This window comes from Aureimonas sp. ME7 (assembly GCF_903970965.1).
In the GTDB taxonomy this organism is placed as follows: domain Bacteria; phylum Pseudomonadota; class Alphaproteobacteria; order Rhizobiales; family Rhizobiaceae; genus Aureimonas.
Map to the genome: position 1 here is coordinate 136,840 of NZ_CAJCKW010000003.1, position 14,104 is coordinate 150,943.

14 protein-coding genes are annotated in these 14,104 nt (G+C 67.5%); 12 read left to right on the plus strand and 2 right to left on the minus strand.

Annotation, left to right across the window (positions count from 1 at the left end; translation table 11 throughout):
• Nucleotides 1-2: 2 nt before the first annotated feature.
• From H7A85_RS07170 to H7A85_RS07185, 4 genes are all read left to right on the plus strand, one after another.
• Complete coding sequence (locus H7A85_RS07170; RefSeq protein WP_182085241.1) at nucleotides 3-533, plus strand: dihydrofolate reductase; 531 nt, start codon at nucleotides 3-5, stop codon at nucleotides 531-533.
• A gap of 197 nt (nucleotides 534-730) precedes the next feature.
• On the plus strand, nucleotides 731-1,948 hold the full coding sequence (hflK, locus tag H7A85_RS07175) for an FtsH protease activity modulator HflK (RefSeq protein WP_182085242.1): 1,218 nt from the start codon (nucleotides 731-733) through the stop codon (nucleotides 1,946-1,948).
• Nucleotides 1,945-2,937: a protease modulator HflC gene (locus tag H7A85_RS07180; RefSeq protein ID WP_182085243.1), complete on the plus strand. Its 993-nt coding sequence runs from the start codon at nucleotides 1,945-1,947 to the stop codon at nucleotides 2,935-2,937. The genes hflK and H7A85_RS07180 overlap by 4 nt, the downstream gene beginning before the upstream one ends.
• Before the next feature lie 128 nt (nucleotides 2,938-3,065).
• On the plus strand, nucleotides 3,066-4,685 hold the full coding sequence (locus H7A85_RS07185) for a Do family serine endopeptidase (protein WP_244631024.1): 1,620 nt from the start codon (nucleotides 3,066-3,068) through the stop codon (nucleotides 4,683-4,685).
• On the opposite strand, the gene H7A85_RS07190 is transcribed toward H7A85_RS07185, so the two are convergent.
• The gene (locus tag H7A85_RS07190; RefSeq protein WP_182085244.1) at nucleotides 4,682-5,236 is read right to left on the minus strand and encodes a GNAT family N-acetyltransferase; all 555 of its coding nucleotides are present in this window, start codon (nucleotides 5,234-5,236) and stop codon (nucleotides 4,682-4,684) included. The genes H7A85_RS07185 and H7A85_RS07190 overlap by 4 nt on opposite strands.
• Nucleotides 5,236-6,117 carry a phosphoserine phosphatase SerB gene (gene serB, locus H7A85_RS07195; protein ID WP_182085245.1) on the minus strand — a complete coding sequence of 294 codons (882 nt, stop codon included), beginning with the start codon at nucleotides 6,115-6,117 and terminating at the stop codon, nucleotides 5,236-5,238. Before serB ends, H7A85_RS07190 begins: the two co-directional genes overlap by 1 nt.
• 17 nt (nucleotides 6,118-6,134) lie before the next feature.
• On the opposite strand from serB, the gene miaA reads away from it, so the two are divergent.
• The 8 genes from miaA to H7A85_RS07235 all read left to right on the plus strand — a co-directional run bounded on the left by miaA (nucleotide 6,135) and on the right by H7A85_RS07235 (nucleotide 14,078).
• Nucleotides 6,135-7,064 (plus strand): tRNA (adenosine(37)-N6)-dimethylallyltransferase MiaA, encoded by a 930-nt coding sequence (gene miaA, locus H7A85_RS07200; RefSeq protein ID WP_182085246.1) that lies wholly within the window; start codon nucleotides 6,135-6,137, stop codon nucleotides 7,062-7,064.
• A gap of 48 nt (nucleotides 7,065-7,112) precedes the next feature.
• Nucleotides 7,113-7,955 carry a DUF1206 domain-containing protein gene (locus H7A85_RS07205; protein ID WP_182085247.1) on the plus strand — a complete coding sequence of 281 codons (843 nt, stop codon included), beginning with the start codon at nucleotides 7,113-7,115 and terminating at the stop codon, nucleotides 7,953-7,955.
• Between the two features lie 77 nt (nucleotides 7,956-8,032).
• Nucleotides 8,033-8,809 (plus strand): transporter substrate-binding domain-containing protein, encoded by a 777-nt coding sequence (locus H7A85_RS07210; RefSeq protein ID WP_182085536.1) that lies wholly within the window; start codon nucleotides 8,033-8,035, stop codon nucleotides 8,807-8,809.
• A 244-nt stretch (nucleotides 8,810-9,053) separates the two neighbouring features.
• Nucleotides 9,054-10,847 carry an acetolactate synthase 3 large subunit gene (locus H7A85_RS07215; protein ID WP_280514909.1) on the plus strand — a complete coding sequence of 598 codons (1,794 nt, stop codon included), beginning with the start codon at nucleotides 9,054-9,056 and terminating at the stop codon, nucleotides 10,845-10,847.
• Between the two features lie 65 nt (nucleotides 10,848-10,912).
• A complete protein-coding gene (gene ilvN / locus H7A85_RS07220; protein WP_182085248.1) occupies nucleotides 10,913-11,494 on the plus strand; it encodes an acetolactate synthase small subunit in 582 nt (193 codons plus the stop codon).
• A 32-nt stretch (nucleotides 11,495-11,526) separates the two neighbouring features.
• The gene (locus tag H7A85_RS07225) at nucleotides 11,527-12,120 is read left to right on the plus strand and encodes a LysE family translocator (RefSeq protein ID WP_182085249.1); all 594 of its coding nucleotides are present in this window, start codon (nucleotides 11,527-11,529) and stop codon (nucleotides 12,118-12,120) included.
• Between the two features lie 41 nt (nucleotides 12,121-12,161).
• Nucleotides 12,162-13,289 carry an ATP-dependent RecD-like DNA helicase gene (locus tag H7A85_RS07230; protein WP_182085250.1) on the plus strand — a complete coding sequence of 376 codons (1,128 nt, stop codon included), beginning with the start codon at nucleotides 12,162-12,164 and terminating at the stop codon, nucleotides 13,287-13,289.
• A gap of 48 nt (nucleotides 13,290-13,337) precedes the next feature.
• Nucleotides 13,338-14,078 (plus strand): pyridoxine 5'-phosphate synthase, encoded by a 741-nt coding sequence (locus H7A85_RS07235; protein ID WP_182085251.1) that lies wholly within the window; start codon nucleotides 13,338-13,340, stop codon nucleotides 14,076-14,078.
• Nucleotides 14,079-14,104: the final 26 nt, after the last annotated feature.

A 14,104-nucleotide genomic window follows, 5' to 3' on the forward strand; every position in this document is an offset into this window, starting at 1 on the left:
GGATGACGAACGGGCTTCCTCTCGTCGCCGTCGTGGCCACTGCCCGCAACGGGGTGATCGGCCTTCGCGGCGCGATGCCCTGGTCGATCCCCTCCGATCTCAAGCGCTACCGCGCGCTCACCATGGGCAAGCCGATGATCATGGGCCGGCGCACGCTGGAATCCATCGGCCGCGTGCTCGACGGGCGCGACACGATCGTATTGACCCATGCGGGGAGCCTGCCCTTCGAGGGGGCGATTCTGGCGTCTTCGGTGGAAGATGCGTTGGCCAAGGCGCACGATGCGGCGGATCGGCGCAGCGCGAACGAAATCGTGATCGCGGGGGGAGGCGAGATCTACCGCGCCTTCATGCCGCTGACCGCGCGCATCGCGCGAACCGTGATCGACGCGGCGCCGGACGGCGACGCGTTCTTTCCCGATCCGGGAGGGCAAGGCTTCGAGCTGACCGCCTCCGAGCCGGGCTCTCAAGGCCCGCGCGACAGCGCCTCCACGCGTTTCGAGCTCTGGGAGCGGGCGCGGCAAGCGGCGGCCTGAGCGCGCCGGGCGAGCCTCGATCGCGATGCCCGCACCGCCCTGCCGGATGAGGCAGGCGCTAACCATGGCGCGGGGCGGTCGATCATTCGCGGGAAGCGCGCGTTGAAACGCGATTTTGCGGTTCCTATAAGGAGTTGACGACGCGCATCCGGGCATCCGGCCCGAATGCGTTCTCGAGGTTTATCGGAAGGACATCCATGCCCTGGAGCAATCAGACGGGGAACGGCGGCTGGAAAGGCGGCGGCGGCGGCGGACCCTGGGGGCAGGGACCGCAGGGTCCGCGCCCCGGCGGCAACAACAACTCGCCTGATCTCGAGGACATCCTGCGTCGCGGCCAGGATCGGCTTCGCCGCGCCATGCCGGGAGGCGGCGGCGGACGTGGCGCGGGTTCGGGCGGCGGCGCCGCGCTCGCGGGCCTTGCCGTCATCGGCCTCGGCGTCGTCTGGCTGATGAACGCGGTCTACACCGTCCAGCCGGACGAGCGGGGCGTCGAACTCCTGTTCGGCAAGCCCAACGAGCAGCTTTCCGAGCCGGGGCTCCATTTCGTGATGTGGCCGTTCGAGACGGTGGAGACCGTTTCCACCTCCGAAAGCCAGGTGACGATCGGGGGAACGCAGGGCGGCGAAACGTCGGGCCTGATGCTGTCGGGCGATCAGAACATCGTCGATGTCCAGTTCACCGTGAACTACCGGGTCGAGAAGCCGGTGGACTATCTCTTCAAGGTCCAGGACCCGCCGTCCCTTCTACGTCAGGTTGCGGAAAGCGCCATGCGCGAGGTCGTCGGCCGGCGTCCCGTCGAGGACGTGTTCCGCGACGACCGTGCCGGCATCGCCGAGCAGGTGCGCGCCATCACCCAGGACACGCTCAACAATTACGGGTCGGGCCTCGTGGTCAATCAGATCACGATCCAAGAAGCCGCACCCCCCTCCGACGTGGCGGACGCCTTCGAAGAGGTCCAGCGCGCCGAGCAGAACGAGGCGCAGTTCATCGACGAGGCGCGCCGCTATCAGAACGAACAGCTCGGTCGCGCGCGAGGCGAGGCGGTGCAGATCCGCGAGGACGCGGCGGCCTACAAGAACCGCGTGGTTCAGGAGGCGCAGGGCGAATCGCAGCGCTTCAGCGCGATTCTCCAGGAATACGAGCAGGCGCCCGAGATCACGCGCCAGCGCCTGTATTTCGAAACGATGGAGGGCGTGCTCGGAAATTCCGCCAAGGTCATCATGGACCCCAGCGCGAATGGACAGGGTGTCGTGCCCTACCTGCCGTTGAACGAGCTTCAGCGCCCGAGCGCGTCGGCACCCAACGCGGTCGGCGGGACGCGCACCATCCAGCCCAGCGGCACGACCGCCGCGCCGACACCGCCCGCGCCGACCCAGGGCGTCAACCTTTCCAGCGTCCAGGGGGCGACCCGATGAGCAACCGCGTCTATGGCGTTCTCGCGGTCGTTCTGGTCGGCCTCTTCGTTCTCTACAATTCCGTCTTCATCGTCCGCGAGGGCAATCAGGCGGTGGTGACCCGCTTCGGCCAGATCCAGAGGGTGGTCACCGACCCCGGCCTTTACTTCAAGCTGCCGGCCAACTTCGCGGGCGCTGACAATATCCAGATCCTGCCGAACCGTCTGCTGCGGCTCGATCTCGACAACATCCGGGTCCAGGTATCGGGCGGTGCCTTCTACATCGTCGACGCGTTCCTTGTGTACAGCATCGACGATGCCGCCAGATTCCGGCAGGCGGCTTCGGGTTCGGTGGAACAGGGCGAGCAGCGCCTGCGCAATCGGTTCGATTCGGCCGTGCGCAGCGTCTACGGTCGCCGAAACTTCGAGTCCGCCCTTTCGGATGAGCGCGCGCAGATGATGGTCGAGGTCCGCGATCTCATCAGACCTGAGGCGGCCTCGCTCGGCGTCAATCTGCAGGACGTGCGCATCCGCCGCACCGACCTGACCAACGACGTGTCGCAGCAGACCTATGCCCGCATGCGGGCCGAGCGTCTGGCCGAGGCCGAGCGGGTGCGCGCGCGCGGCCGCGTTTCGGCCCGTGAGATCCGCGCCGCGGCCGATCGCAACCTGTCGGAAACGGTGGCCGACGCGCGTCGCGACTCCGAGATCCTTCAGGGCGAGGGCGAGGCGGAGCGGTCTTCCATCTTCGCCTCCGCCTATCAGCGCGACCCGGAGTTCTTCCAGTTCTACCGCGCGATGCAGGCCTATCGCACCGCGTTGGAAAATGGGGGGACGACCATGCTGCTGCGCCCCGATTCGGAGTTCTTCCGCTACTTCGAGCGCCCCGGCGGCCCCGCGGCCGGGAGCGCCTCGGCGTCCTCCGCAACGCCGCCCGCTGCCGCGGCGGCTGCACCGCCGGCGCCGCCTGCGGCAGCGTCGCCTCCCCCGGCGCCCGCACCGGCCAACTGATCCAACACGCGATCCCATACGAAGCCCGCTGCCGGAAAGGCGGCGGGCTTCTTGATTCCAACGCTTTTATCGGCTTGCCTTTCCCCCACGGCTCGCCCATGCCCCTCCCGTTCGGCCGAGGATTCTTCATGATCGCTTCCCACTCCCGCATGGCCAGCGTTTCGCGCCTCGCCCTTCTGACCCTGGGGCTGGCGCTCGGCGGGCAGGGGGCTTCGGCTCAAGGGGTGATCGCTCCGCCGTCCGAGGGGCAGCCGATCGCGCCGCAGCCGCCGCGCAGCGAAACCGTCAACCCCTCGGCACCCGGCGTTCCCCCGTCGCCCGCGCCAGGGTCCGCGCAGCCGCGCATGCAGGGACCGGCTTCCGTCGCCGATCTCGCGGACCGGCTGCTCGGGGCCGTGGTCAATATTTCCACCTCGCAGAAGGTCGAGGGCGGGCAGGCGCAGCCGACACCCCCCTTGAGCGCGCCGGAAGGCTCTCCGCTTCAGGAGTTCTTCGACGATCTCCTGAAGGGGGGCGAGGGCGACGGCTCCAACCGCGTCCAGTCGCTGGGCTCGGGTTTCGTGATCGATCCCGCCGGCATCGTCATCACCAATAACCACGTGATTGCGGACGCCGACGAGATCACCGTCAACTTCGCCGACGGGAGCCAGCTCGACGCGACCGTGGTCGGCATCGACCCGAAGACCGATATCGCGGTCCTGAAGGTCGAGCCGGAAGCGCCGCTGGCCGCCGTCGAGTTCGGCGACAGCGAACATGTGCGCATCGGCGACTGGGTGATGGCGATCGGCAACCCGTTCGGCCTCGGCGGGTCGGTCACGGTCGGCATCGTTTCGGCGCGCGGGCGCAACATCAACGCCGGGCCCTACGACAACTTCATCCAGACCGATGCCGCGATCAACCGGGGCAATTCCGGCGGTCCGCTGTTCGACATGTACGGCCGGGTCATCGGCATCAACACGGCGATCATCTCGCCCACCGGCGGCTCGATCGGCATCGGTTTCGCCATTCCCTCGCTTCTGGCCGAAAGCGTCGTCGGGCAGCTGCGCGAATTCGGCGAAACGCGGCGCGGCTGGCTCGGCATCCGCCTTCAGGAGGTGACCGACGAGATCGCCGACGGCTTGGGCCTGCCGAACGCCAAGGGCGCGCTGGTCATGGGGGTCGTGCCGGACGGTCCGTCCGATACGGGGCAGATCGAGATCGGCGACGTGATCACCCGCTTCGACGGGCGCGAGATCGCGACCTCGCGCGATCTGCCGCGCATCGTCGCCGAAACGGAAGTCGGCAAGCGCGTGGTGCTCGATATCCTGCGCAAGGAGAACCTGGACACCCCGGCACGCCCCGTGAAGGTCGAGATCACGCTCGGCCGGCTGGAGGACAGCGAGGAAGCGGAACCCGACGAGGACGATACGCCGGAGCAAGGCGAAGCGAACGCACCGGCGGAAACCGCGCCCGCGCCGCTTCTCGGGCTTCAGCTATCGGATATCAGCGACGAATCGCGCAAGCGCTTCGACCTCGCCGACGGGCTGACCGGCGTCGTCGTCACCGAGGTGGCGCCGAGCTCGGCCGCCGGCGACAAGGGCATCGAAGCGGGCACGGTGATCAAGGAAATCGGACAGGAAGCGGTGAAGGACGCTGCCGACGCGCGCGAAAAGCTCGCTAAGCTGAAGGCCGACGGCCGGCGCAACGCGCTCCTGCTGCTCGCCGACCGCGCCGGCGACCTGCGCTTCGTGGTGGTGCCGATCGACTAGGCGCCGCGCCACGCCTCGGCCGTGATGGCGTAGAGGCTGTGGCGGCGAAGCTCGGGATGCGTCTCGGCCGACACCTTCGGATGGTCGAACGTATCGCGAAGACGCATGCCGAGGCGCAGCATCACGGCTTCCGACGCGCGATTTTCGACGACGCACTGGGCGACGATCTCTGCCAGGTCCAATCGTTCGAACCCATAGGCAAGACACGCCCGAGCGCCCTCCGTCGCATAGCCGAAGCCCTCCGCTTCCGGCACGAGGCGCCAGCCGATCTGAACCGCCGGCGCGAAGGGATAGGCGTCCTCGACGATCGGCGACAGGCCAATCGTTCCGATCACCGCGCCGTCCGTGCGCCGTTCGGCGGCCAGAAAGCTCATGCGGTTTTCGTCGAGACCAGCGTTCCAGCGATCCATCGCAGCATCGGCTTCCGCGCGCGGCAGACGCTTGTCGAAGAAGCGCATGATGGTGGGATCGGCGTTGAGGCGATGGAAGATGGGCTGATCCGCCTCGCGCCAGCGACGAAGGATCAGGCGTTCCGTCGCCAGACCATCCATCAGCCGACGAATTCGCCGGCCCGATAGCCCTGAATGAAGAGGAGAGCGGTGAGGTCGCCGTGGTCGATCCGGTGCGGCGCCTTGGCGGCCACCGCGGGCTTGGCATGAATCGCGACGCCGGTGCCCGCCGCCAGGATCATCGGCAGGTCGTTGGCGCCGTCGCCGACCGCGATCGCTTGATCCGGCGTGACGCCGAGGCGGCCTGCGATCTCGCGCAGGGCGGCGAGCTTGGCCTCGGCTCCGAGGATCGGCTCCGCCACCGTGCCGCTCAAGCGGTCGCCCGATACGTTCAGGACATTGGCGCGGTTTTCGGCAAAGCCGAGTTTCTCCGCGATCACCGTGGTGAAGGCGGTGAAGCCGCCGGACACGAGCGCCGTATGGGCGCCGTTCGCGTTCATCGTGCGCACCAGCGTGGAGCCGCCGTCGGCGAGCGTGATGTGATGGGCGATCACATCCGCGATCGTGGAAACGGGCAGATCCCTCAGAAGGGCGACGCGCTCGCGCAGCGCCGGCTCGAAGGCGATCTCGCCGTTCATCGCGCGCGCGGTGATCGCCGCCACCTGATCCTTGATGCCGATCGCGGCGGCCAGTTCGTCGATGCACTCCTCGTCGATCATGGTGGAATCCATGTCGGCCAGGAGAATCCGCTTGCGACGCCCCTCCGCCTCCTGCACCACGCAATCGACGCTCTCGTCGAGGGCGAGGCGGCGCAGGCGCTCCATCGTGGCGGCGGACGGCTTCTCGCGGGTGACGAGATCGCAGGCGACGTCATGCTCCAGCCAGACGGTCTCGGCCTCGCCGATCTCGTCTGCGGTGGCTTCCGCCAAGGTGCGGGAAACGCGAGGGTCCTGACGCGCCGACAGAAGGGTGACCACGAACATGGAAGAGCCGACCTGACATGGAGAAACCGACGGCGATCCTGATAGCCGGGCCGACCGCGAGCGGCAAGTCGGCGCTGGCCGTACGCTTGGCGGCGCAGGTCGGCGGGGTCGTGGTCAACGCCGATTCCATGCAGGTTTTCGACGGCCTGCGCATCCTGAGCGCTAGACCGACCAAAGCGGAGATGGGCGGTGTGGAGCATCGTCTCTATGGCCATGTGGATCCGGCCGCATCCTATTCCGCCGGTGCCTGGGCGCGGGAGGTGGAGCCGCTTCTGCGCGAGCTTTTCGATCGCGGCAAGGTGGCGGTCTTTTGCGGCGGCACGGGGCTCTACTTCAAGGCGCTGCTCGGCGGCCTTGACGACCTGCCGGAGATCCCCGATGCGATCCGCCGTCGCTGGCGCGGGCGCGGCGCGACCGAGCCGCCGGAGGTGCTGCATGCGGAACTCGCGCGGCGCGACCCGGCCGCTGGCGCTACGATCCGCCCGAGCGACCCGTTGCGCATTGTGCGCGCGCTGGAACTTGTGGAGACGACGGGGCGGCCGTTGGGCGAGCTGCGCGGCGGCAAGGGGCGGGCATTGATCGATCCGGCGGGCGCCTGCAAGCTCGTGCTGACGCCCGATCGCGCCGTTTTGCGCGAGCGCATCTCCCGCCGCTTCGACATGATGCTGGCGGATGGAGCCCTGGCGGAGGCCAGAGCCTTCGCGGCGCGCGGCGAGATAGCGCTCGAAGGGCTCGCCGGTCAGGCGATCGGCCTTCGCGAGCTTCTGGCGCACGGTGAAGGGAAGCTGACGCTGAACGAGGCGCGCGACCTCGCCGTGACGCGCAGCCGGCAATATGCCAAGCGCCAGGAAACCTGGTTCCGCAACCAGTTCGGTGACGACTGGCTGCGCGTGGAGAATGCCGAGGCGGTGGACCTCGATCGGCTAGCCGGGGAACCGCGTCGCTGATCGACCCGTTCCCCGGCGGCAAGATCCAAACCCGCTGCCGGAGAGCCCATGTCCTCGACGCCGATCCCCGTTCGCGACCATCGCGACGCCATCGAGAAAGGCGCCCGGCTCGGCTATCTCGCGCGGGCGGCCGTGTTCATCGTCATCGGCTATTTCGCCTTCCGCACCGCCTTTGCCGGCGGTGGAACCTTGAGCGAGGAGGAGGCGATCTCGCGCATCGTCGGCTCGCCCTTCGGTAGCGTGATGCTCGTGCTTCTGGTGATCGCTCTGCCCTTGTTCTCGTTCTGGCGCTTCCTCCAGGCGATCCTGGATGCCGATGGTTACGGTTCGGACGCCAAGGGACTGGCGGTGCGGGCCGGGCGGTTGGCCTCGGGCTTCGCCTATCTCGGTCTGGCGCTCTATGCCGGCTCGCTCCTGTTCGGCGTATCCACCGGTGGAGGGGAAGGCGGCTCCAGTATTCTCGATCGCTGGGCGCCGCTGTTTGGGCCCTGGTTCACCATCCCCGCCGGCCTCGTGATGCTGGGCGTCGCCGCCTCGCAGGCCAAGAAGGCCTGGAGCGGCGACTTCCTGCGTTTCCTGTCGCTGCCGGCCCGGCACGAGCGGTGGATGACGGCGGTGTGCCGCTTCGGCCTGGTGGCGCGGGGCCTCGTGTTTCTGGCGCTCGCGTTTCTCCTGTTCACCGGCGCATCGCGCTGGTCGGCTGACCATATGCCGGGGCTAGAGGATGCGCTGACGGCGATCGGCTCCTGGCCCTACGGCTGGCTGCTCCTGTCCGCGACGGGGCTCGGCCTCGTCGCCTTCGGCGTCTACGCGCTGATCCTGTCACGCTACGGGCATATTCGCTCGCCCGATCTCGACCCGTCCGCAGCGCTGGCGCGGATGAAGGGGTGATGCGCGCCGGTTGACGCGCCTTGCGCGTGGAGGATACCCGTCGAACCATCGTTCCAAACGCAAGGTGGTTACCCGTGATGGTTGTTCTGCGCACCCTCCTCGTATCGGCGCTCCTGACGGCGAGCTCGCTCGCGCAGGCTGCGGACCCGCAAAGCCGCCTCGACGACGTTGTCGCGCGCAAGGTTTTGAACGTCTGCGCCACCGGCGACTACCGCCCCTTCTCCTATCGCGAGGGTGACAGCGGCGAGTTTTCAGGCATCGACATCGATCTCGCGCGCTCGCTGGCGAAATCGCTGGATGCCGAGCCTGTCTTCGTCGCGACGAAATGGTCGGACCTCCTCGCCGATTTCAAAACGAAATGCGACGTCGCCCTGTCCGGCATCTCGGTGACGCTCGCGCGCCAGCGCGAGGTCGGCTTCAGCCAGCCCTATCTCGTCAACGGCAAGGCGCCGATCGCGCGCTGCGAGGATGAGGGCAAGTACGACAGCGTCGCCAAGATCAACCAGCCCGGCACCCGCGTCGTCGTGAACCCCGGCGGCACCAACGAGAAGTTTGCCCGCGCCAGTTTCGACAAGGCCGAGATTTCACTGTTTCCCGACAACCGCACGATCTTTCGCGAGATCCTGGAGGGCCGGGCCGACGTGATGGTGGCCGAATCGGTGGAGGTGAAGCTTCAGGAAAAGCTGCATCCGGGCCTGTGCGCGATCAACCCGGACGAACCCCTACAATACGGCGAGATGGGCATCATGCTGCCGCGCGGCGACGAGGCGTTCAAGGCCTATGTCGACCAATGGTTGCACCTGGCCAAGGCCACCGGCGAGTTCGCCGGCATTGTCGACGCCAACATGAAATGAGGCATTGGGCGAATTGAGCGGTTGACGGGGTGGGGGGACGCGACTAGTCTCCCGCCCCATGACGAAGAACACGCTCCTTATCGTACGAATGCGCACACGCGAGGCGGTCTGACGACCGTCCGGCTCCAGCCACGTGTGCGCAAACCAAGGCCCCTCGAAGGGCCTTTTTTATTGCCCGAATTTCCCTGGAAACGAAGCCCCGAGCGAACCGCTCCAAAGCATCAAGAACCGAGCAGGCGACCCCATGACCGCAACGACGATCGATAGCTCCATCCGCCAGATGACCGGCGCCCAGATGGTGGTTCAGGCGATGAAGGACCATGGCGTCGAGCATCTCTTCGGCTATCCCGGCGGCGCGGTTCTTCCGATCTACGATGCCCTGTTCCAGCAGGACGCGGTCCAGCACATCCTGGTGCGCCACGAGCAGGGCGCCGGCCACGCGGCGGAGGGCTATGCCCGCTCCACCGGCAAGCCCGGCGTGATGCTGGTGACGTCCGGCCCCGGCGCCACCAACGCGGTGACCCCGTTGCAGGACGCGTTGATGGACTCGATCCCGCTCGTCTGCATCAGCGGGCAGGTGCCGACCACCCTGATCGGCTCGGACGCCTTCCAGGAATGCGACACGGTCGGCATCACGCGCCCCTGCACCAAGCACAATTGGCTGGTCAAAAGCGTTGAGGATCTCGCCGAGATCCTCCATGAGGCGTTCCATGTGGCGACCTCGGGGCGTCCCGGTCCCGTCGTCGTCGATATCCCGAAGGACGTCCAGTTCGCTACGGGCACCTATACGCCCCCGTCCCAGTCGCGCGCCAAGCAGCGCTATGCGCCCAAGCTCGACGCCGATCCCGGCCGCATCCGCGCGGCGGTGGAACTGATCGCCTCGGCCAAGCGCCCGGTGCTCTATACCGGCGGCGGCGTGATCAATTCCGGGCCGGAAGCCTCGCGCCTCCTGCGCGAGTTCGTCGAGATGACCGGCTTTCCGATCACCTCGACCTTGATGGGCCTCGGCGCATATCCCGCGAGCGGCGAGAACTGGCTCGGCATGCTCGGCATGCACGGCACCTACGAAGCCAACCTCGCGATGCACGGCTGTGACGTGATGGTGTGCATCGGCGCGCGCTTCGATGACCGGATCACCGGGCGCCTCGACGCGTTCTCGCCGAACTCCAAGAAGATCCACATCGACATCGACCCGTCCTCGATCAACAAGAACGTGCGCGTCGATCTGCCGATCATCGGCGACGTGGCGCATGTGCTGGAGGCGATGATCGGCGTCTGGCGCGAAACGAGCGCGAAGGTGGACGCCGAGGCGCTCAGCCTCTGGAAGGACCAGATCGCCGGCTGGAAGGCGAGGAACTGCCTCGCCTATCGCCAGGAGGGCGACGTCATCCTGCCCCAGCATGCGGTGAAGCGCCTCTATGAGCTGACCAGAGACCGCAAGACCTTCATCACCACGGAGGTCGGCCAGCACCAGATGTGGGCGGCGCAGTTCTACGGCTTCGAGGAGCCGAACCGCTGGATGACCTCTGGCGGGCTCGGCACGATGGGCTACGGCCTGCCGGCGGCGGTCGGCGTCCAGATCGCGCATCCGGACGCACTCGTCATCGACATCGCGGGCGACGCCTCGATCCAGATGATGACGCAGGAGCTCTCCACCGCCGTCCAGCACGGTGCCCCGGTCAAGGTGTTCATCCTGAACAACCAGTACATGGGCATGGTGCGCCAGTGGCAGCAGCTTCTCCACGGCAACCGCCTGTCGCACTCCTATTCGGAGGCCATGCCGGACTTCGTGAAGCTCGCCGAGGCCTATGGCGGCGTCGGTCTGCGCGTCGAGAAGGCGGGGGATCTCGACGCCGGTATCCGCGAGATGATCGCGGTGGACCGCCCGGTGATCTTCGATTGCTGCGTCGCCAACCTGACGAACTGCTTCCCGATGATCCCCTCCGGCAAGGCGCACAACGAGATCCTGCTGCCCGACGAGGCGAGCGACGAGGCGGTCGCCAATGCCATCGACGCCAAGGGCAAGGCGCTGGTCTAAGCGCTTACGGCGGGGCATAAGCTCCGCCGGCCCATTCCCCCTCCGATCCGCATCCGAGACCCGTCATGAACCTACCCGTCCAGCCGCCCGCGTCCGCCTACTTCATTTCCGACGAGAAGCCGCCGATCGAGGCGCGCACCTTGTCGATCGTGGTGGACAACGAGCCGGGCGTCCTGGCGCGCGTCATCGGCCTGTTCTCGGGGCGGGGCTACAACATCGAGAGCCTCACGGTTTCCGAGACCGACCACACCAAGCACCTGTCGCGCATCACCGTGGTGACGCGCGGCGCGCCGGGCGTGATCGCGCAGGTGAAGAGCCAGCTCGACCGGATCGTGCCGGTGCACCGGGTGGTGGACCTGACCAAGGCGGCGACGGGCCAGGGCGAGGACGGGCCGATCGAGCGCGAGCTGGCGCTCGTGAAGGTCGCAGGGAGCGGCGACGACCGCGTCGAGGCGCTTCGGCTCGCCGACGTGTTTCGGGCCAAGGTGGTGGATTCCACCACCGATCACTTCGTGTTCGAGATCACCGGCAAGACGTCGAAGATCGAGAAGTTCATCCAGATCATGGCCCCTCTCGGCCTCGTCGAGGTGTGCCGCACGGGCGTCGCCGCCATGAGCCGCGGCAAGGACCCGATCCACGAGCTCTAGGGGCTCGAACATCTTCCGCGAGGAGTCGACCCATGCCGCTGGACGCCTTTCTCGGGCTCCTCGTCTACGCCTTCGTGACCTCGATCACGCCGGGGCCCAACAACATGATGCTGATGGCGTCCGGCGTGAACTTCGGGTTCCGGCGCACGATCCCGCACATGCTGGGGATCGGGATCGGCTTCTTCGTGCTCCTGATCGCGGTCGGCTTCGGCCTCGGCGCGGTGATCCACGCCTATCCGCCGATCCAGACGGCGATGAAGGTCGCGAGCGTCGCCTACATGCTTTGGCTCGCCTGGAAGATCGCCTTTTCCCGCTCCATTGGCGAGGCGAAGGACGCCAGCCGGCCGCTGACCTTCCTGCAGGCGGCCGGGTTCCAGTGGGTGAACCCGAAGGCTTGGGCCATGGCGCTGGTCGCGATGGGCGCCTACACCAATGCCGAACGGCCGGTCCTGTCGGTGCTGCTTGTGGGAAGCGCGTTCGCGCTCGTCAACTTTCCCAGCGTGTCCAGCTGGGCGGGGTTCGGCGTCGCCCTTCGCAGCTTCCTGTCGGATCCGAAGCGCCTGCGGATCTTCAATATCGCCATGGGGCTGGCGCTCCTGGCGACGCTCTGGCCGATGCTGCGCTGAAAGGCTTGCCGCGCCGGCCGATTTCTGCGACGCGAAAGCCCATGAAGTTCTCTCCCCAGCAGGACGAGGCGCTGGTGCGGGTGGCCGAATGGCTCCAGCGCGGCGACCAGCCGATCTTCCGCCTCTTCGGCTATGCCGGAACGGGCAAGACGACGCTTGCGCGCCACTTCGCCGAAGGGGTGGAAGGGGGCGTCCAGTTCGCCGCCTTCACCGGCAAGGCGGCGCAGGTCCTGCGCTCCAAGGGCGCCAAATCCGCCAAGACCATCCACTCCCTGATCTACCGCCCGCGCGGCAAGGAGGCGGCGGAGGACGAGACGACTGGGACTGGCCGCGTGTCGCCGACCTTTTCGCTCAACCGCCAGAGCCCGGTCGCCAAGGCCAAGCTCGTCGTGGTGGACGAATGCTCGATGGTGGACGAGGCGCTGGGACGCGATCTCCTGAGTTTCGGCACGCCGATCCTGGTGCTCGGCGATCCCGGCCAGCTTCCTCCCGTGTCGGGCGGCGGCTTCTTCACGGAGGCCGAGCCGGACTTTCTTCTCACCGAGATCCACCGGCAGGCGCGCGACAACCCGATCCTTTCGCTCGCGCTGGACGCGCGCGAAGGGCGGCCGATCGCGCTCGGAGACCATGGCGCCGCCAAGGTCATCTCCAAGCGCGAGGTGGACCGCGACGAGGTGCTGGCGGCCGATCAGGTGCTGGTCGGCACCAACCGGACGCGCCGCCTCTACAACAACCGCCTGCGCGAGCTGAAGGGCTTCACCGGCGCGCTGCCGCAGTCGGGCGACAAGCTCGTGTGCCTGCGCAACGACCCCGCCAAGGGCCTCCTCAACGGCTCGCTCTGGCAGGTGATGACCGCTTCGCCCGAAACGGTGAAGCCGGGGACCAGCCTTCTCGTCAAACCCGAGGACGACGAGATCGACAAGGGCATGGCGAAGATCAAGCTTCTGAAGGAAGCCTTCGAGAACCCGTCGGCGGAAATCGCCTGGGCGACCAAGAAGCGCTACGACGATTTCGACTACGGCTACGCGCTGACCGTCCATAAGGCGCAAGGCTCGCAGTGGGACGACGTCATGCTGTTCGACGAAAGCTGGGCCTTCAAGGATTCGCGCGAGCGCTGGCTCTATACCGCCATCACGCGCGCGGCCGAGCGGCTGACCATCGTCAAGTAATCAGCGCAAGGCGCCCGCACGCGACAACCGGAGGAGACGTTTCACCCCATGCCCTGCGAGCTTTCGGTCAACCTCAACGCCGTCGCCATGCTGCGCAACCGGCGCGACCTGCCCTGGCCGAGCGTCGAGAATCTGGGGCGTGTCGCCCTTCAGTCCGGCGCCCATGGGCTGACGGTGCATCCGCGTCCCGACCAGCGCCATATCCGTTTTCCCGACCTGCCCGTCCTGCGCCGCCTGATCGACGAGGAGTTTCCGGGCGCGGAGTTCAACGTCGAGGGTTATCCCAGCGAGGACTTCCTCCAGCTGGTTCGGGACAGCCGGCCGGAGCAGGTGACGCTGGTGCCGGACGATCCGTCCCAGCCGACATCCGACCACGGATGGGACTTCCGCGCCCATCGAGCTCTTCTGAAAGGCGTGGTGGAACGCCTGAAAGGGGAGGGGATGCGCGTCTCGCTCTTTGCAGACGCCGATCCCGACATCATGGGGGCGGCGGCGGCAACGGGGTGCGATCGCGTCGAGCTTTATACCGGCCCCTATGGCGGCACGCATTCCGACCCGGTGGCGGCGCAAGGCTGGCTCGGCACCCTGGGCGCGGCGGGCGATGCCGCATCGGCGCTCGGGCTCGGGCTGAATGCCGGGCACGACCTGACGGTGGCGAACCTTCCGCCGCTGGTCCGCCGCCTGCCGCAGCTCGCCGAAGTCTCGATCGGGCATGGGCTGACAGCGGACGCGCTCGAATACGGAATGGCCGAAACCGTGCGCCGCTTCATCAAGGCCTGCGCCGGCTGACGCCGGCCTGAAACGCGTTTGAACTG